Below are 18,900 nucleotides of genomic sequence, written 5' to 3'. Positions count from 1 at the left end.
GAACGACGTGAGCAATCTGATCATTCGCAAGGTAGCCGTGCTCGGCGCCGGCGTGATGGGCGCGCAGATCGCCGCGCACCTGATCAACGCCAAGGTGCCCGTGCTGCTGTTCGATCTGCCTGCAAAAGAAGGCCCGAAGAACGCGATCGCGCTGAAGGCGATCGAGAATCTCAAGAAGTTGTCGCCGGCGCCCTTCGGCGTGAAGGACGACGCGCAATACATCCAGCCCGCGAACTACGACGACGACATCGAAAAGCTCGCCGAATGCGACCTCGTGATCGAAGCGATCGCCGAACGCATGGACTGGAAGCACGACCTGTACAAGAAGGTCGCGCCGCATCTCGCGCCGAACGCGATTTTCGCGACCAACACGTCGGGTCTGTCGATCACCGCGCTCTCCGATGGTTTCTCGGATGAACTGAAGGCGCGCTTCTGCGGCGTGCACTTCTTCAATCCGCCACGCTACATGCACCTGGTCGAGTTGATCCCGACCGCGACCACGCGCCCGGAAATCCTCGATCAACTCGAATCGTTCCTGACGAGCGTGGTCGGCAAGGGCGTCGTGCGTGCAAAAGACACGCCTAACTTCATCGCTAACCGTGTCGGCATTTTCTCGATTCTCGCCGTCGTGACCGAAGCCGCCAAATTCGGCCTGCGTTTCGACGAAGTGGACGACCTGACGGGAGCGCGTCTGGGCCGCGCGAAGTCGGCCACGTTCCGTACCGCCGACGTGGTCGGTCTGGACACGATGGCGCACGTCATCAAGACGATGCAGGACACGCTGAAGGACGACCCGTTCTTCCCGGTCTACGAAACGCCGGCCGTGCTGGCCGAACTCGTGAAGAAGGGCGCGCTGGGTCAGAAGACCGGCGGCGGCTTCTACAAGAAGGAAGGGAAGGCGATCAAGGTGCTCGATCCGAAGACGGGCGAGTACGTCGACGGCGGCGCCAAGGCGGACGAACTGGTCGGCCGCATTCTGAAGCGCCCGCCGGCGGAACGTCTGAAGCTGCTGCGCGAATCGCAGCATCCGCAGGCTCAGTTCCTGTGGGCGATTTTCCGCGATGTGTATCACTACATCGGCGTGCATCTGGAATCGATCGCCGACAACGCGCGCGACGTCGATCTGGCGATCCGTTGGGGCTTCGGCTGGAACGAAGGTCCCTTCGAAGGCTGGCAGACGGCCGGCTGGAAGCAGGTCGCCGAATGGGTGCAGGAAGATATCGCGGCCGGCAAGGCGCTCTCGAACGTGCCGCTGCCGTCGTGGGTGCTGGAAGGTCCAGTGGCCGAGCAGGGCGGTGTGCATACGAACGAAGGTTCGTGGTCGCCGGCTTCGAAGACCTTCGTGCCGCGCTCGTCGCTGTCGGTCTACGACAAGCAGGTGTTCCGTGCACCGCTGGTCGGCGAAACCGCTGATCCGAAGACCTACGGCAAGACGCTGTTCGAAACCGACGCCGTGCGCGCCTGGGTCGACGATCGCGCCGGCGAGAACGACGTGCTGATCGTGTCGTTCAAGAGCAAGATGAACACGATCGGACCGTCGGTGATCGACGGTCTGACGCAGGCGATCGAACTGGCGGAAAAAGACTACAAGGGTCTCGTGGTGTGGCAGCCGACGTCGCTGAAACTCGGCACGCCGGGCGGCCCGTTCTCGGCGGGCGCCAACCTCGAAGAAGCGATGCCGGCGTTCATGATGGGCGGCGCGAAGGGCATCGAGCCCTTCGTGAAGAAATTCCAGCAAGGCATGCTGCGCGTGAAGTACGCGAGCGTGCCGGTCATCTCGGCCGTGTCGGGCATCGCGCTCGGTGGCGGCTGCGAGCTGGCGCTGCATAGCGCGAAGCGGGTCGCGCACATCGAAAGCTATCTCGGTCTGGTGGAAGTCGGCGTGGGTCTCGTGCCCGCGGGCGGCGGCCTGAAGGAAGCGGCATTGCGCGCGGCGGAAGCCGCGACGCAAGTGGGCGCGACCAACGACCTGCTCAAGTTCGTGCAGAAGTCGTTCGAAAACGCGGCGATGGCGAAGGTCTCGGCCTCCGCGCTCGACGCCCGCGCGATGGGCTATCTCAAGCCGTCCGACACGATCGTCTTCAACGTGTTCGAACTGCTCGATGTCGCGAAGAAGGAAGCGCGCGCGTTGTCGGCGTCGGGTTATCGTCCGCCGCTGCGTGTGACGCAGGTGCCGGTGGCCGGCCGTTCGGCGATCGCGACCATCAAGGCGTCGCTCGTCAATATGCGTGATGGCCGGTTCATCAGCGAGCACGATTTCCTGATCGCGAGCCGTATCGCGGAAGCGGTGTGCGGCGGCGACGTGGAGGCGGGCAGTCTGGTCGATGAAGAATGGCTGCTGCAACTCGAACGTCGTGCGTTCGTCGATCTGCTCGGCACGCAAAAGACGCAGGAACGGATCATGGGCATGCTGCAAACCGGCAAGCCGGTGCGTAACTAAGCGACCAACGCGATAAGACTGCATGGGACCAGAGTAAGCGCTAAAGCGCTAACTCTGGTCGACAAAGGAGCTTCAAATGGCAAAGCAATTGCAAGACGCATACATCGTCGCCGCGAGCCGTACGCCGATCGGCAAGGCGCCGCGCGGGATGTTCAAGAACACGCGCCCGGACGAACTGCTGGTGCACGCGATCAAGTCAGCCGTGGCGCAAGTGCCCGGCCTCGACACGAAGATGATCGAAGACGCGATCATCGGCTGTGCGATTCCGGAAGCGGAACAAGGGCTGAACGTCGCGCGCATGGGCGCGCTGCTGGCCGGTCTCCCGAATAGCGTCGGCGGCGTGACGGTGAACCGCTTCTGCGCATCGGGCCTGACCACGCTCGCCATGGCCGCCGACCGCATCCGCGTTGGCGAGTCGGACGCAATGATCGCGGGCGGCTGCGAGTCGATGAGCATGGTGCCGATGATGGGCAACAAGCCGTCCATGTCGCCGCATATCTTCGATCGCAATGAAGACATTGGCATTGCCTACGGCATGGGCCTGACAGCGGAGAAAGTCGCCGAGCGCTGGAAGATCAGCCGCGAGGCGCAAGACGCGTTCTCGGTCGAATCGCACCGCCGTGCGATCGCCGCGCAGCAAGCCGGCGAATTCAACGACGAAATCGCCGCCTACACGATCACCGAGCGCTTCCCGGATCTCGCCACCGGCGAAGTCGGCGTGAAGACCCGCGAAGTGTCGCTCGACGAAGGTCCGCGCGCGGAAACCTCGCTCGAAGGTCTGGCCAAGCTGCGCGCGGTGTTCGCCAACAAGGGTTCGGTGACGGCGGGCAACAGTTCGCAGACGTCGGACGGCGCGGGCGCGTTGATCGTGGTGTCGGAAAAAATGCTGAAGGAATTCAACCTGACGCCGCTCGCGCGTTTCGTCAGCTTCGCCGTGCGCGGCGTGCCGCCGGAAATTATGGGCATCGGTCCGAAGGAAGCGATTCCGGCCGCACTGAAGGCCGCCGGCCTGAAGATCGACGACCTGGACTGGATCGAGCTGAACGAGGCATTCGCCGCGCAATCGCTGGCGGTGATTCAGGACCTCGGTCTCGATCCGGCGAAGATCAACCCGCTCGGCGGCGCGATCGCCCTCGGCCATCCGCTGGGTGCGACGGGCGCGATTCGTGCGTCGACCGTGGTGCATGGCTTGCGCCGCCGTAACTACAAGTACGGCATGGTGACCATGTGCGTCGGCACGGGCATGGGCGCGGCGGGCATCATCGAGCGCCTGTAAGCATGTCCACCCCGGCGTTCACTCCGGTGGTCGCTTCGGTTCCAGAGGGAAGCCCAAGGGCGACCCGCTAAGAACCGCGGAACGGTTCGCAGGCCACCCAGCTTGCGAACCGTTTTTACATTTTCAGCAGGAGTACGAGGAGATGACGATGGATATCCTGGTCGAGCGCGCCAACGGCGTGCTGACGATTGCCTTCAACCGGCCCGACAGGAAAAACGCGATTACGGCCGCGATGTACCAGACGATGGCCGACGCGCTGGTCGAAGCGCAAGGCGACGCGTCCGTGCGCGCCATCCTGATTCGCGGCAGCGCGGGTATTTTCAGCGCCGGCAACGATCTCGAAGACTTCATGAAGACGCCGCCGATGGGCGAAAACGCGCCGGTGTTCCAGTTCCTGCGCGCGATCAGCTCGGCGGAGCAGCCGGTGGTGGCGTCGGTGGCGGGGCCGGCGGTCGGCATCGGCACGACCTTGTTGCTGCATTGCGACCTGGTCTACGCGGCCGACACCGCGAGCTTCTCGCTGCCGTTCACGCAACTCGGCCTCTGTCCGGAAGCGGCGTCGAGCCTGCTGTTGCAGCGCGTGGCCGGCTACCAGGCGGCGGCGGAGAAACTGCTGCTCGGCGAAGCATTCGACGCCGCCGAAGCGCAGCGCATGGGTTTCGTGAATCGCCTGCTGCCCGCGGCCGAAGTCGACGCGTTCGCTGTTTCGCAAGTCGCGAAGCTGGCTGCGTTGCCGGCTTCGTCGCTGCGCGTGACCAAGAGCTTGATGAAGCGCGCGAGCCATCAGGAACTGCGAACGCAGATGTCCGAAGAAGCCGTGCATTTCGGCAAGATGCTGCTCGCGCCCGAAGCACGCGAGGCGTTCAAGGCGTTCTTCGAGAAGCGCAAGCCGGACTTCCGGCAATTCGACTGAGTGCCGTGCCTGAGCGCGTCGGGCGCTCAGGTATGCAGCCGCTTCAACCGCTCAAGGCTGCGCCGGCTGCAACGTATCGTAGTCGACGTAGCTTTTCTCGCGGCAGAAGCTCACCAGCCGCACGCCCGCCTTGCGGGCAATCGCAATCGCCAGCGACGACGGCGCCGAGATCGTGGCGACCATCGGCACGTCGACGCGCGCGGCCTTGCGCACCAGCTCGTAGCTGGCGCGGCTCGACAGAAACACAAAGCCTTCCCTGGTATCGACGCGATCGAGCACGAGCTGGCCGATCAGCTTATCGAGCGCATTGTGGCGGCCGACGTCTTCGAACGCATGGCGGATCGCGCCCGCCGCGTCGCACCACGCGGCGGCGTGCAGGCCGCCGGTCAGCCGCGTCAGCGCCTGATGCTCGGGCAATTCGCGGGCGGCGCGCGCGATCGCGTCCGGCGCGAGCCGTTGCAGAAAACCGGTGTCCGGCACACGCTCCGGTTCCAGATCCAGCAGATCGATGCTTTCGATGCCGCAGACGCCACAGCCGGTGCGCCCGGCGAGCGCGCGACGCTTTTCCTTCAAAGCGACGAACGCCTGCTGCACCACCTGTAACTGCACTTCGGCATGCGGCAATTCGCCGTCATCATGCAGCTCGACCTCGATGTCCTGAATGTCGCTGCCGCGCGCCACGATCCCTTCCGAAATCGCGAATCCGACCGCGAACGCCTCCAGATCGCGCGGCGTGCACATCATCACCGCGTGCGAAATGCCGTTGAAGACGAGCGCGACCGGCCACTCCTGACCGACGTGGTCGGTGACGGTTTCGACCGCCGCGCCGCGGTGCCGGCGCACCTGGCGCTCCACGGCGCCCGGCTGCCCGGCTGTTTCCAGTTCGTTCAAGCTAGTTCACTCCTTTGCCATGCTGCGCGCGTGTGGGCGGTTGGCGGCCCGGTATGTTGCCGCCGGCCATGCCGCCGTCGCGCGAATAAGGTTCTAAAATACCCCAAGCTGGGCTTGCGTGTTGGCCGCCATCCACGAGGGACATTGTCATGGGACTCAACGAAGCACCGCTTCTGTTCAACTTCGAGGTCGAGTCTTCGGAGAATTTCACCTACATCCCGATGTCGGTACGCTTCAATCTCGACCGGTTCGGGCTGCGCATCTCGCTCGATCAATGGCAAACGCTGCCGCTCGAAGACCGCAAGCTGCTGGCGCGTTTCCCGGTCGAGGAAGACGCGGAGATCGAGCCGAATTTCGATCATGCCCTGTTCGAAATGCTGCGTACCCACGCGAACATCGAGCCGGAGTGGTTCACGCCCGAGGACGCGCCCGCCTGGCGCCGCACGGACAGTGTGCCGGACGGCATCGCGCATCAGGCGCAACTGGCCGGTCTCGCCGCGCCGGGCGTCGCCCAGTGGGCCGAACTGGAGCCGTTCAAGCGCTACGTGCTCGCCAAGCTGTCGCGCAAGCCGGAGGCCAATCACGACTTCGTCCCGGCCATGAAGGAATTCGGCGCGGCCGGCTAGGCGCGGCCGGCTAGGTGCGGCCGGCTAGGCGCGGCCGGCTAGGCGCGACCCGCCAGTTTTTTTCACTCGCTACCCTCAATCTGTTCCGAACTCTGCCGTTATCCATGGGTTGGCGCGTAAAGAGTCTCGTATCGATGCGGCCCGACGCATCGAAAGCGACCGCGCGCTCCCGCCCGCAGAACGATTGACGTTCGGAACCCATGACTCCTTTTTTATCGAAGCGGCTGCTGATCAACCTGGCGGTCGTTGCCGCGGCGATCGGCGCGAACGCGTTCGTCGCTTATACGCAGATTTGCGGCCAACGCGACGCTGACGCGCGCATGCTGCGTTCGACGAGCGTGCGCGAGGATCTCGACGCCTACCGGGCGGTGCTTGACGGCGGCCTTGCCGCGCTCGGCCGCTTCGAGGCGTCGGGCGAGGCGGCGCCGGCTGGCGCGGCCACCGCCATGGCGACGACGCTCGCGGGTCTGGAGCGCGATCTGCGCCGTGAACTGGCCGGCGAGCCCGCCATGCTCGACGCACTCGCGAAGCTGATCGCGGACAGCCACGCGTTGCAACACGACATCGACGACGCGCTGCTCCAGAGCGGCAATGCCGTGCCGGACGCCTCGCGCGCGTGGGCGGCCTCGACTTACACCCATCTCGGGCTCGGCCTGGATCGCGTCGAAGACGGCCTCGCGGCACTGCGCGGCGCGGAGAGCCGCGCCTTGCAGGCGTCGCTCGCGGCCTCGGCGAGCGAAACGCAGCGGGCCATGTTCCTGCTGATCGTGACCATGCTGGGCGGCAGCGTGCTGCTGATCGTCACGTTCGGCGCCCGCGAAAACAGCGCGCGCGAGAAGCTGCGCACCGTGCGCGCGCTCGGCCGCCACGACGAACGCTTTCGCGGCCTGTTCGACGACCATCCGGTGCCGATGTACATCTTCGATCGCGAGACGCTGCGTTTTCTCGCCGTCAACGCGGCCGCGATCCAGCAATACGGCTACACCGAAAGCGAATTTCTCGGCATGACGATTCGCACGATCCGGCCGAACGGCGAAATCTCGCGTCTCGAATCGCATATGCAGCGCAGCGACGCGGGCCAGCACGGCCGCACCATGGCGGGCATCTGGCATCACCGGCGCAAGGACGGCTCGACGATCAGCGCCGACATTTCGTATCACGCGCTGAACTTCATGGGCCGCGCGGCGTTCTTCGTGCTGGCCGACGACGTCACCGACCAGATCAACGCCGAAGCCGAAGCGCACCGTTCGAACCAGATGCTCGAAGCGGTGATCGACAATATTCCGCAGCGCATTTTCTGGAAGGACATGGAGTCGCGCTATCTCGGCTGCAACATGGCGTTCGCGCGCGATGCAGGGCTCGCATATCCCGAGCAGGTGGTGGGCAAGAGCGACGCCGACATGCCGTGGCGCGACTTCTCGACGCTGCTGAACGACCACGACAAGGAAGTGGTGAGCACCGGCGTGCCGAAGATGAACTTCGAAGTCGATCTGGTGATCGACGGCGTGCATCGCACCACGGTCACGAGCAAGCTGCCGTTCACCGACGGCGACGGCCGCGTGATCGGCGTGCTCGGTTCCTACACGGACATCACCGAGCGTAAGCGTGCCGATCTTGCCTTGCGTCTGCAAAGCCGCGCGCTCGATGCCAGCGTCAACGCGATTCTGATCACCGCGCCGTCGCCGACCGGCAATCTGATCGAGTACGTGAATCCGGCGTTCATGCGCATTACCGGCTATGACCCCGCCGAGGTGATCGGCCACGATTGCCGCGTTCTGCAGCGCGACGACCGCGAGCAGGAAGGCGTCGCGCTGATCCGTCAGGCGCTCGCGGCGAACCGCGAAGTCAGCGCGGTGGTGCGCAACTATCGCAAGGACGGCGCCCTGTTCTGGAATCAGCTTTTCATCGCGCCGGTGCCGAATCAGGAGGGGGTGATCACGCATCACATCGGTGTGATCAACGACGTGACCGATCTGATGCGCTATCAGGAACAGCTCGAATACCAGGCCAACTACGACAGCCTCACGCGTCTGCCGAACCGCAATTTGCTGCGCGACCGCTTGCAGCATGCGTTGATCGTCGCGCAACGGCATCACAAGGGCGTCGCGGTCGTGTTCATCGATCTGGACGGCTTCAAGAACGTCAACGACAGCCTCGGCCACAGTGTCGGCGATCGTCTGCTGAGCGTGGTCGCCGAGCGTCTCGCGCGCTGCACGCGTACCAGCGACACGGTGGCGCGGCACGGCGGCGACGAGTTCGTGATCGTGATGACCGACACCGTCGACGAACAGTCGCTGATCGCGTGGATGGAGCGGGTGCGCGCGTCGATCTCCGAGCCGGTGTGGCTCGACGGCACCGAGCTGTATGTTGGATGCAGCATGGGTGCGAGCCTGTTCCCGCAAGACGGCGAGGACGCCGAAACGCTGATGAAGAAGGCCGACCTCGCGATGTATCGCGCGAAGGACATGGGCCGCAACACGTTCCAGTTCTATCAGCCGGAGATGAACGCGAGTGCGGGCGCGCGCCTGAATCTCGAGCGGCGTTTGCGCCGTGCTTTGCGCGACAACGAATTCCTGTTGCACTACCAGCCGCAGGTGGACATCGAGAGCGGACAGATTGTCGGCACCGAGGCGCTGGTGCGCTGGCGCGATCCGGAAGTCGGGCTGGTGCCGCCGTCGTCGTTCATTCCGGTTGCGGAAGAAAGCGGGCTGATCGGGCCGCTCTCGGAGTGGGTGCTGCGCGAGGCGTGCCGCCAGAACAAGGCCTGGCAGGACGAGGGTTTGCCGCCGGCGCGGGTTTCGGTGAATCTGTCGGCGCGGGTGTTCCAGCAACGCGATATCGCCAAGCTGGTCATGCAGGTGCTGGCCGAGACCGGCCTAGAGCCGCAGTACCTCGAACTCGAATTGACCGAAAGCACCATCATGCGCAATGCCGAAGAAGCGGTATCGATGCTCAACGAACTGCATGCGCTCGGCATCGGCCTCGCCATCGACGACTTCGGCACCGGCTATTCGAGCCTCAGCTATCTGAAGCGCTTCCCGGTGGATCGGCTGAAGATCGACCGCTCGTTCGTCTCCGACATCGGCGTGTCGGGCGACGACGAGACGATCACCTCGGCGATCATCGCGCTCGCGCATTCGCTGAAGTTGCAGGTGATCGCCGAAGGCGTGGAGACGTCCGCGCAACTCGACTTCCTGAAAGAGCGCGCGTGCGACGAGATGCAAGGGTTCTACTTCGCGAAGCCGTTGTCGACGGACGCGATTTCCGAGTTGCTGCAAGGCGGCGTGGGGCGCGAACTCGCGACGGTTTGAGCGCTCGCGCCGCGGCGCTTACTCTGCCGGCGTGTCCAGGAAAACCGGCAGACCTTCCGCCAGTTCGGAGAACGACTGCAGGAAGGGATGCTCCGTCTTGCTGACCATCCCCGGCAGCATCATCTGCGTGAAGTGCCAGGCGACCGCCACGGTGACGTCGGCTGCGTCGAACTGGTCCGCCTCGATCGGCAGCGCCGCCGCCGCGAGTTCGCGTTCGAGTTCGGCGTAAGCGGCGAACAACTGCGTGCTCACGCGATCCACCCACGGCTCATGCTGCTTCTCCGCCGGCCGCAGATTGCGTTCGTAGACGATCTGCACACTCTTCTCGCACGCGGCGAGCGCGAGGCCCGTGAGGCGGGCGGCGCGCAAGGCGGCGTCGGGCCGCGTCGGCAACAGCCGCTGGTTCGGCCCGGCGAGCGTGGCGAGGTACTGGAGAATCACCGTCGAGTCCATCACGGTCTGGCCGTTGTCGGCGATCAGCGTGGGCGCCTTGACGACAGGGTTGATTCTCGCGAACTGGTCGTAGGTGCTGAACACCGAGATCGACTCGTGCTCGAAGTCGAGCTTCAGCAATTTGAGGCAGATAGCGACCCGGCGTACGTACGGCGAATCCAGCATTCCGATCAGTTTCATCTCATTCCCGTTAGAACATCTATCATGGCACGCCCGAGCCCGCTGTTGCCGTGGTTCCCCTGCCTACATGGGGCCGGGCGCATCGAACCGATAGATTAAGCATCTCCGCACTGCAAAAAAAGCGACAATTAACGACGATTTAGGTCAGAATTTCTTACATGAAGCCGATCCCGCCCTTGACCGCACTGCGTTGCTTCGAGGCCGTCGCTCGCCTGGGCGGCGTCACGCAGGCCGCGCGCGAGTTGCATGTCACGCACTCGGCGGTGAGCCAGCAGATCAAGGTGCTGGAAGATTCGATGGGCGTCGCGCTCTTCATGCGTGAGGCGCGCGGGCTGCGGCTGACCGAGGAAGGACGGCTCTACGCGCTCGACATCCGCATGGCGCTGCGCGACATCACCCATGCGACACGCCGTGCACAGGCGCGCCCACATGAAAGCGAACTGGTGATCACCACCTTGCCTTCGTTCGCTCAGCATTGGCTCGTGCCGCGCCTCGCCAGTTTTCGCGACGCGCATCCGTACTACCGGATCCGCTTGCAGACGAGCTTGCAGGTCGAGGATTTTCGCCACGGCGCGAGCGACATCGGCATCCGCATGGGACAGGGGCATTGGCCCGACGTCGCGCAACAGAAGTTGTTCGACGACGAGATGGTGGTGGTCGCCGCTCCGCATTTCGCACTGGCGCCGCATGGCCGCTTGCCCGTCACCGCCGAGGACGTGCTGGCCTGTCCGCTGCTGTCGAGTCCCGATACGCCGTGGCATGACTGGTGTCAGGCAGCTCAGGTGACGGAGCCGGCCGAGGGAGCCGTGGTGCTGTCGGCGAACGACTCGAATATCGTGATCGGCGCCGTGCTGCAAGGCCAGGGCGTCGCGCTCGAAAGGCGCAGCCTGGTCGCTTATGCGCTGGCGCGTGGCGAGCTGGTGCAAATCACCGATATCCGCGTGCCGTACCGTTATCCCTACTGGCTGGTCTGGCAGCAACGCGAAATGCTCAATGCCTCGCAGGCGCATTTCGCGCAGTGGATCGAAGGGCAGGTCGACGCTTATCTGCGCAGCAACGGCGCGCCTGCGGTCTCGAGTCGTGCGGGTTAGCGCGGAATCGTGCGCGTATTCGATTTGCGCGGGCGTTTCGGTCGGATATATTCGTGATTCCCGACTCAGACTGCGCTGGGAACCACGAAGCGCACCGATTCACGCGGCGTTGCGCCCGATTTTCGCTGCTCGCACCAGGTCATGGGCGTTTCGCCGTCGACTATCCGCCAATCCGACTGATCCGACTGGAGAGAACAATGACGTCGTCACCTGCAAAGAAACTGTCTGTGTTGCTGGCATCGGTTGTACTGAGCGTGGCTTGCGCCGCGCCGGCGTTCGCGCAAAGCGGCGGCGGTGGCGGTCCGGCGGGCAGCGATTCCGACGCGGCCATTCCGTCGGCCGCATCGAAGGCGGCTCCGAGCACCAAGGCTCAGCGCAAGGCCGCACGCAAGGAGGCGCGGGCGAAGAAAAACGCCGAGTTGAAACAGCTGGAGAGCAACGGCTATCAGCCGTCGCGCAACGATCCGAATTATCCGAACGACATTCAGAACGCGCAGAAGAAGGCGGGGATTGGCGCGGCGGCGAGCCAGTGACCTTGTACCAAGCCTGAAGAAACCGAGGCGCCGCGGCGCCTCGTTTTTTTACCGCGACCCGCTCAATCCAGCAGCGGCAACGCGCGCGGGCGCCGGTCGCTATCGGTGGCGACATAGGTCAGCGTGGCTTCGGTGACCTTCACGAGATCTTCGGTGAGGCTCATGCGCTGCGCGTAGACCTCGACCGCCACCGTGACTGACGTATTGCCCGTCTTGACGATGTCCGCGTAAAAGCTCAGCAGATCGCCGACGAACACCGGCTGCTTGAACACGAACGAATTGACCGCGATGGTCGCCACCCGCCCGTTGGCGCGGCGGCTTGCCGGAATCGAGCCGGCAATGTCCACTTGCGCCATGATCCAGCCGCCGAACACGTCGCCGTGGACGTTCGCGTCCGAGGGCTGCGGCACCACGCGCAGCGCGCAGTGCTTTTGCGGGAGTTGAAGAATATCGGTCATCGGGGCACCCTTGAGAAACGTGTTGGCTCGGTCGGCTCGACCGGCAGGCGGGGCATTTCACGACAACGGTACGGCACGCACCGCGCGGCCAACGTGCCACCCACGGCGGGCCAACCCATGAAAAGCGGCGCCAGCCGGCTTCTGCGACAATAGAAAGATCAGGAATTGTACGGGAAAGCGCCCAGCGAGGTCGCGCGACAACAAGCAGTGTGCCTCGCCGGGCATGCCGCGGTCGCCGCGTCGCTGCGAACTCCGGCATCTCCACACTCTCCCCAGCCGATCTCCATGCGCCGCACGCCCTCGTCCGAACCCTCGCCGATCTCCACCCAGCCGCGCAACGACTGGCAGACGATCCTGTCGCTGCTGCCGTATCTCGCCACGTATAAATGGCGGGTCGGTTTCGCGCTGAGCTGCCTGATCGGCGCGAAGGTCGCCAATCTCGGCGTGCCGATCGTGATGAAGCGGATCGTCGACAGCCTCGCCTCGGTGCAGCATCTCACCGCGCTCGGCCGTGCTCACGATTCGCCGGCCATCGTGTTACTGGGCGGCGTCGGCCTGCTGGTGGTCGCGTATGCGGTGGTGCGGCTGTCCACGTCGCTGTTCACCGAACTGCGCGAGATTCTGTTTTCGAAGGTGACCGAAAGCGCGGTGCGCCAACTCGCGCTGAAAGTGTTCCGCCATCTGCATGCGCTGTCGTTGCGCTTTCACCTCGAACGGCAGACGGGCGGCATGTCGCGCGACATCGAGCGCGGCACGCGCGGCATCACGCAGTTGATCTCGTACTCGCTTTACAGCATTCTGCCGACGCTCGTCGAAGTCGGGCTCGTGCTCGGCTTTTTCGTCGTCAAGTACGAGGCGTATTACGCGGTGGTCACGTTCATTGCGCTCGCCGTGTACATCGTGTTCACGGTGAAGGTCACGGAGTGGCGCACGCATTTTCGCCGCACCATGAACGATCTCGATTCGAAGGCGAATTCACGCGCGATCGATTCGCTGCTGAACTACGAGACAGTCAAATACTTCGGCAACGAAGAGTGGGAAGCGAGCCGTTACGACGAAAACCTCAAGCGCTATCGCACGGCGGCGATCAAGTCGCAGCGCTCGCTGTCGGCGCTGAACTTCGGGCAGCAGGCGATTATCGGCACGGGGCTCGTGTTCATTCTGTGGCGCGCCACGCAAGGCGTGATGGCCGGGCGTCTCACGCTCGGCGATCTGGTGCTGATCAACACTTTCATGCTGCAGCTTTATATTCCGCTGAATTTTCTCGGCGTGGTGTATCGCGAGTTGAAGCAAAGCCTCACCGACATGGACCGCATGTTCACGCTGCTCGGCGCCGCGCGGGAAGTGCCCGACCTGGAGGGTGCGCCCGCGCTGCGCGTGAACGGCGCGCAGGTGCGCTTCGAGCGCGTGAACTTCGCGTACGAACCGGCGCGCCAGATTCTGCACGACGTGAGCTTCACGATTCCGGCGGGCACCACCACCGCAGTGGTCGGCCATAGCGGTTCGGGCAAATCGACCCTCGCGCGGCTGATGTTCCGCTTCTACGATCTTGACCGCGCGATGGGCGGCGCGATCACCATCGACGGTCAGGATATTCGTGACGTCACGCAGGATTCGTTGCGCGCGTCGATCGGCATCGTGCCGCAGGATACGGTGCTGTTCAACGATTCGATCTACTACAACATCGCCTACGGCCGTCCCTCGGCAACGCGCGAGGAAGTGATTGCGGCGGCGCGCGCGGCGCATATTCACGAGTTCATCGAAGGCTTGCCGAAGGGCTATGAAACGCCGGTCGGCGAACGTGGCCTGAAGTTGTCCGGCGGCGAAAAGCAACGCGTGGCGATTGCGCGGACCATCCTCAAGAATCCGCCGATCCTGCTATTCGACGAAGCGACCTCCGCGCTCGATTCACGTTCCGAGCGCGCGATTCAGCATGAGCTCGATCAGATCGCCCGCGAGCGCACGACGCTGATCATCGCGCACCGGCTTTCGACGGTGGTGCACGCGCAGCAGATCATCGTGATGGACAAAGGGCGGATCATCGAGCGCGGCACGCATGCGGAACTGCTGCGCGCGAACGGCCTGTTCGCGCAGATGTGGGCCTTGCAGCAGCAGCGCGCGGCCGAGGCGCCGGAGGCGGTGGAAGCAGTGGGTGCGGGAGAGGGTGGGCAATAAAACTTGTGCGGTGGTTTTTTGCGTTGTCGTTCGGCAATGCAGCGTGATGCGAAATTCCGGCGCCGAACGCGTCGCGCTCAACGCGTGCGCAAACGCTGATCGAGCTCGCCCAACTGCGCCGGCGTGCCGACGTTCTCCCACAAGCCCTCATACAACTCGCCGCTCGCGAGACCGCGTCCGATCGTGTCGCGGTAATACGGCGTGAGCGCGCGCCGCGTGCCGCGCGGCAGATCGCGGAACATGCGCGTGTCGTATAGCCCGATGTTGCCGAACGTGAACCGTGGTCGGGCGTCGAGCGAGAGCGCGCCGTCAACCAGACCGAAGTCGCCATTCGGATGAAACGCCGGGTTCGGCACCATCACCAGATGCATGCCCGGCTCGCGCAAGGCCCGCAATCTTTCGGCGTGCACATTCAGCGTGGCGTAATCGAAGTCGGCATACACGTCGCCGCTGACCGCGACGAACACTTCGCTCGCGCCGTCATCCTCCAGCAGCGGCAACGCCTGCACGATGCCGCCCGCGGTCTCCAGCGCCTCGTTCTCGGCCGAGTAGCGCAACTGGACTTGCCAGCGCGAGCCGTCGCCAAGCGTGGCTTCGATCTGCTCGCCGAGCCACGCGTGGTTGATCACAATGGTTCGAAAGCCCGCAAGCGCGAGCCGCTCGATCTGCCACACGATCAGCGGCTTGCCGCCCACGTCGAGTAAAGGCTTGGGGCATGTGTCGGTCAACGGACGCATGCGCTCGCCGCGGCCCGCGGCGAAAATCATCGCTTTCTTCAGGGACATCGTCATCGGTCAGAAGGTGTAGCCGACTTCGTTCGCGCGGCCCTCGAGATCGTCGAGGAGCTTCGCGAACGGACGCAGCGGTGCATAGCGCTCGGCAACCTTGCGCGCATAGCCGATGAAACGCGGCAGATCCTTCATGTAGTGCGGTTTGCCGTCGCGATAGTTGATCCGGCAAAAGAGCCCCAGCACCTTGATGTGCCGTTGCAGACCCATCCATTCGATCTGGCGATAGAACTCGCCGAAATCAGGATCGACCGGCAGGCCGGCTTTTTTCGCCCGCTCCCAGTAGTACACGAAGCAATCCAGCTCGAACTCTTCGTCCCAGCTCAGGAACGCATCGCGCAACAGCGAGGCGACGTCGTAGGTGATCGGACCGTACACCGCGTCCTGGAAGTCCAGCACGCCCGGGTTCACCGGGTTCGGCTCGGCGGCGATCATCAGATTGCGTGGCATGAAGTCCCGCAGCATGAACACCTGCGGCTGCGCGCGGGCGCTCGCGATCAGCAGCGCGAACGTGCGATCGAGCACGCCGCGTACCTTTTCGTCCGCTTTTTCGTCCGTCCCGCGGCCCAGATGCCGGCCGAGGAACCACTCCGGCATCAACTCCATCTCGCGGCGCAGGAAGGCTTCGTCGAACGGCGGCAGCACGTCTTCCCGCGAGGTGAGTTGCCAGCGGATCAGCGCGTCGAGCGCGTCGCGCATCAGCGCACGGGCACGGCGCGGGTCGTCCGCGTTTTGCGCTTCGGTCAGCGCGCCGAGGTACGAAGCCGTGCCCAGATCGGTGACGAGCATGAAGCCGGCCTCGAAATCGACCTCCAGCACGCGTGGCACATGCACGTCGGCGGCCGCGAGCAACTGCGCGACCTGCACGAATTCGCGGCACTTTTCGGGCGGCGGGGCATCGACGGCGATCAGCGTGCCGTTGCTTTCGCCTTCCGCCGCCTTACCGGCCAGGCGGAAATAGCGGCGAAAACTGGCGTCGGACGAAGCCGGGACAAGTGTGTCGAGCTCGAGCGCATAGCGCGCCACGTGGCCTTTCAGCCAGGCTTTGAGCAGTTCGAGACGGGTATCGGTGGAGTCTTGGGATGGGGGCAGCGTCATGAAAACCGGCGGCAAATTCAGAGGGGCAACGTCTTGCCATATAATACCCCACGACTTTTTTGACGCGGCTCACGCCAGCTTTCGCGTATTCCGCTTTACCGCCCGCCTCATCGTTCGACAGATTGTAAATATTGATGTGCAGCCGACTGTCACGGTCGGGGTGTGCAGGCGGTGGACCGTGACTGCAGATGCTGACGGACGAGCCGATTCGCCAAACGATACATGCCGCCTAGACAGCTTTCCCAAACGACTCCCTCTTGTGCTGTTGTGCCGCGCAAAAGGCGGCTCGTCGCGGCGTTGATCGCCGTTCCGGGCCTGATGCCCGCGCTTGCGCACGCCCAGTTGGTGGGGGAAGCCGCGCAGCCGCAACCTATCGACGCGCCCTGGGGCATGCAGCTTGCCCCGCAGCTGGAAGAACGTCCGTTGCAGCAGGGCCAGAAACCGGCCACGTTCGTGCTCGGCGACACGACCACCGGCACCACTGACCAGGACATGGCCGCGAAGGGCTCGGCCGAGGTGCGGCGCAATACGGTCGTGATCAAGGCCGACGCGCTGCATTACGACCAGGATACGGATATGGCCGACGCGTACGGCCAGGTCCACGTAGTCAACAACGGCAATTCGTTCGTCGGCCCGGAAGCGCACATGCGCGTGGATTCGAGCGAAGGCTTCATGACCGCGCCGAAGTACCACTTCAACGTGACGGGCGGCTCGGGCAGCGCGGAGCGCGTCGACCTGCTCGACAACGAGCGCTCGGTCTTCACGAAGGGCACCTACACGGCCTGCGCGTGCGCGGACGATCCGGCCTGGTACATCAAGGGCAGCGAGTTCGATTTCGACACCGGCGCGGACGAAGGTGTCGCCTACAACGGCGTGCTGTTCTTCCAGGGCGTGCCGGTGTTCGCCTCGCCCTGGCTGTCGTTCCCGCTCTCGGGCGAGCGGCGCAGCGGGATTCTGCCGCCCACGTTCTCGCTGAGTTCGTCGAACGGCTTCGAACTGTCGGTGCCGTATTACTTCAACATCGCGCCGAATCGCGATCTGACGCTCACGCCGCGTCTGATCTCGAAGCGCGGTGTGCAGACGCAGGCGTCCTTCCGTTACCTGTCGCCCACGTATTCCGGCTCGATCACCGGCGAGTTCCTGCCGGACGACCACCTGACCAAGACCAACCGCTACGCGCTGTACATCCAGCACAACCAGAACTTCGGCAACGGGTTCGGCGGCTACATCTACTACAACAAGGTTTCGGACAACACGTATCCGGAAGATTTGTCGTCGTCGGTCAATCAGTTCATGAACGGCACCCAGCTCCTGTATCAACAGGAAGCCGGGTTGACCTACAACAATGGCCCGTGGTCGGTGCTCGCGCGCGAGCAGCACTGGCAGACGCTGACGCCGTCGGTCGCGCCGTACGGCCGCGAGCCGCAGTTGAACGTGAAGTACGCGAAGTACAACGTCGGCGGCTTCGACTTCGGGGCGGAAGCCGACTACACGAATTTCCGCATCACCACCGCGGACATGACCGAAGGTCAGCGGGTGATGTTCAACCCGTACATTTCGTATTCGGTAGTCGGGCCGGGTTACTTCGTCACGCCGAAGGTGCAGTGGCACTTTGCGTCGTACAACCTGCGCAATATCGGCGACGACGTGCCGGTCGGCACGCCGAAGAATTTCACCGAATCGATCCCGACGCTGTCGTTCGACACGGGCCTGATCTTCGACCGTTCGGTGCGGATCTTCGGCGAGGATTACATCCAGACGCTCGAGCCGCGCCTGTACTACGTGTACACGCCGTTCCGCAATCAGGAATCCGCGCCGCTGTTCGACACCGCCGACTCCGACTTCGGGCTGGCGGAAATCTTCACGCCGAACACCTTCGTCGGCAACGACCGGATCGCCGACGCGAACCGTCTGACGGCTGCTCTCACCACGCGCTTCATCAACGCGGCAACGGGCGACGAACGGGCGCGATTCGTGATCGCGCAGCAGTATTACTTCCAGGACCAGCGCGTCACGCTGCAGCCTACCCAGACCAGCGCGCAGGCCACGCATTCGGACCTGATCGCCGGGGCGTCGTTCAAGCTCGGCGCCGGTTTCGCTTCGGAAACGGCGTTCCAATATAATGCCGACAACAACCAGTTGGTGAAGACGAGCGTCGGCTTCGGGTTCAGTCCGGCCACCGGCAAGGTGATCAACGTCGCGTACCGCTACACGCGCGCGAACACCACGCTGGACAACCAGCCGATCAATCAGGTGCTGATTTCGGGCCAGTGGCCGCTCACGCACCGGGTGTACGGCGTGGGCCGGTTCAATTACGACCTGGGCGGCCACCGGATCGTCGACGGTCTGGTCGGCCTGCAGTACGACGCCGACTGCTGGACGCTCGGGGCCGGGATCCAGCGCTACGCGAACGGTCTGAACACCTCGGGGCAGAATCAGTCGAGCACGCGGTTCCTCGCGCAGTTGACGTTCAAGGGCTTGTCGAGCGTCGACAACGGGCTGATGACCGCATTCCGCGCCAGCGTGGCGGGCTATACGCCGTTGCCGCCGCCGCCGCCGCCGGAGTCGCGGTTCACCAACTACGAATGACGCATCGTTTGACGAATGGCGCATCATTTATAAAGTGCGAAAAGACGGGCCAGGCGCGCCCGACATCATTGGAGTATC

Annotated in this window: 14 protein-coding genes; 9 read left to right on the top strand and 5 right to left on the bottom strand. The window is 64.1% G+C overall.

Annotated elements, in window-relative coordinates; all coding sequences use genetic code 11:
- Positions 1 to 7 precede the first annotated feature (7 nt).
- The 3 genes from P0D73_RS14575 (at position 8) to P0D73_RS14565 (ending at position 4,629) form a co-directional block, all read left to right on the top strand.
- Complete coding sequence (locus P0D73_RS14575) at positions 8 to 2,440, top strand: 3-hydroxyacyl-CoA dehydrogenase/enoyl-CoA hydratase family protein (RefSeq protein ID WP_132376064.1); 2,433 nt, start codon at positions 8 to 10, stop codon at positions 2,438 to 2,440.
- 76 nt (positions 2,441 to 2,516) lie between these two features.
- Entirely contained in the window at positions 2,517 to 3,716 is a 1,200-nt protein-coding gene (locus P0D73_RS14570; protein WP_408431768.1) for an acetyl-CoA C-acyltransferase, read from the top strand.
- A 142-nt stretch (positions 3,717 to 3,858) separates the two neighbouring features.
- A complete protein-coding gene (locus P0D73_RS14565; protein WP_408178321.1) occupies positions 3,859 to 4,629 on the top strand; it encodes an enoyl-CoA hydratase in 771 nt (256 codons plus the stop codon).
- A 51-nt stretch (positions 4,630 to 4,680) separates the two neighbouring features.
- Here P0D73_RS14565 and fdhD read toward each other — a convergent pair whose 3' ends face one another.
- Complete coding sequence (gene fdhD / locus P0D73_RS14560; RefSeq protein ID WP_408431765.1) at positions 4,681 to 5,520, bottom strand: formate dehydrogenase accessory sulfurtransferase FdhD; 840 nt, start codon at positions 5,518 to 5,520, stop codon at positions 4,681 to 4,683.
- A gap of 149 nt (positions 5,521 to 5,669) precedes the next feature.
- On the opposite strand from fdhD, the gene P0D73_RS14555 reads away from it, so the two are divergent.
- Both P0D73_RS14555 and P0D73_RS14550 read left to right on the top strand, forming a co-directional pair.
- Positions 5,670 to 6,146, top strand: coding sequence for a nitrate reductase associated protein (locus P0D73_RS14555; RefSeq protein ID WP_132376060.1), 477 nt, complete (start codon positions 5,670 to 5,672; stop codon positions 6,144 to 6,146).
- Between the two features lie 200 nt (positions 6,147 to 6,346).
- Positions 6,347 to 9,457 (top strand): sensor domain-containing protein, encoded by a 3,111-nt coding sequence (locus P0D73_RS14550; protein WP_408431763.1) that lies wholly within the window; start codon positions 6,347 to 6,349, stop codon positions 9,455 to 9,457.
- An 18-nt stretch (positions 9,458 to 9,475) separates the two neighbouring features.
- Here the strand turns inward: P0D73_RS14550 and P0D73_RS14545 are convergent, their stop codons facing one another.
- On the bottom strand, positions 9,476 to 10,090 hold the full coding sequence (locus P0D73_RS14545; RefSeq protein ID WP_408312984.1) for a glutathione S-transferase: 615 nt from the start codon (positions 10,088 to 10,090) through the stop codon (positions 9,476 to 9,478).
- 158 nt (positions 10,091 to 10,248) lie between these two features.
- Between P0D73_RS14545 and P0D73_RS14540 the strand changes: the two genes are divergently transcribed.
- The gene (locus P0D73_RS14540) at positions 10,249 to 11,181 is read left to right on the top strand and encodes a LysR substrate-binding domain-containing protein (protein ID WP_408431761.1); all 933 of its coding nucleotides are present in this window, start codon (positions 10,249 to 10,251) and stop codon (positions 11,179 to 11,181) included.
- Positions 11,182 to 11,378: 197 nt separating this feature from the next.
- Complete coding sequence (locus P0D73_RS14535; RefSeq protein ID WP_408178325.1) at positions 11,379 to 11,714, top strand: DUF4148 domain-containing protein; 336 nt, start codon at positions 11,379 to 11,381, stop codon at positions 11,712 to 11,714.
- Positions 11,715 to 11,776: 62 nt separating this feature from the next.
- On the opposite strand, the gene P0D73_RS14530 is transcribed toward P0D73_RS14535, so the two are convergent.
- A complete protein-coding gene (locus tag P0D73_RS14530; RefSeq protein WP_132376056.1) occupies positions 11,777 to 12,172 on the bottom strand; it encodes an acyl-CoA thioesterase in 396 nt (131 codons plus the stop codon).
- A gap of 285 nt (positions 12,173 to 12,457) precedes the next feature.
- Here P0D73_RS14530 and P0D73_RS14525 point away from each other — a divergent pair, with 285 nt between their 5' ends.
- Positions 12,458 to 14,347, top strand: a complete 1,890-nt coding sequence (locus P0D73_RS14525; RefSeq protein ID WP_408178326.1) for an ABCB family ABC transporter ATP-binding protein/permease — start codon at positions 12,458 to 12,460, stop codon at positions 14,345 to 14,347.
- A 77-nt stretch (positions 14,348 to 14,424) separates the two neighbouring features.
- Here P0D73_RS14525 and murU read toward each other — a convergent pair whose 3' ends face one another.
- Together murU and P0D73_RS14515 are read right to left on the bottom strand one after the other, a co-directional pair.
- Positions 14,425 to 15,138 (bottom strand): N-acetylmuramate alpha-1-phosphate uridylyltransferase MurU, encoded by a 714-nt coding sequence (gene murU, locus P0D73_RS14520; RefSeq protein ID WP_408178327.1) that lies wholly within the window; start codon positions 15,136 to 15,138, stop codon positions 14,425 to 14,427.
- A 3-nt stretch (positions 15,139 to 15,141) separates the two neighbouring features.
- Positions 15,142 to 16,233: an aminoglycoside phosphotransferase family protein gene (locus P0D73_RS14515; RefSeq protein ID WP_408257898.1), complete on the bottom strand. Its 1,092-nt coding sequence runs from the start codon at positions 16,231 to 16,233 to the stop codon at positions 15,142 to 15,144.
- A gap of 222 nt (positions 16,234 to 16,455) precedes the next feature.
- Between P0D73_RS14515 and P0D73_RS14510 the strand changes: the two genes are divergently transcribed.
- Positions 16,456 to 18,822 (top strand): LPS-assembly protein LptD, encoded by a 2,367-nt coding sequence (locus tag P0D73_RS14510; RefSeq protein ID WP_132376052.1) that lies wholly within the window; start codon positions 16,456 to 16,458, stop codon positions 18,820 to 18,822.
- Positions 18,823 to 18,900: the final 78 nt, after the last annotated feature.

The organism is Paraburkholderia sp. RL18-101-BIB-B (genome assembly GCF_046026985.1).
GTDB lineage: Bacteria > Pseudomonadota > Gammaproteobacteria > Burkholderiales > Burkholderiaceae > Paraburkholderia.
This window is presented reverse-complemented; position numbering and strand designations above follow the sequence as displayed.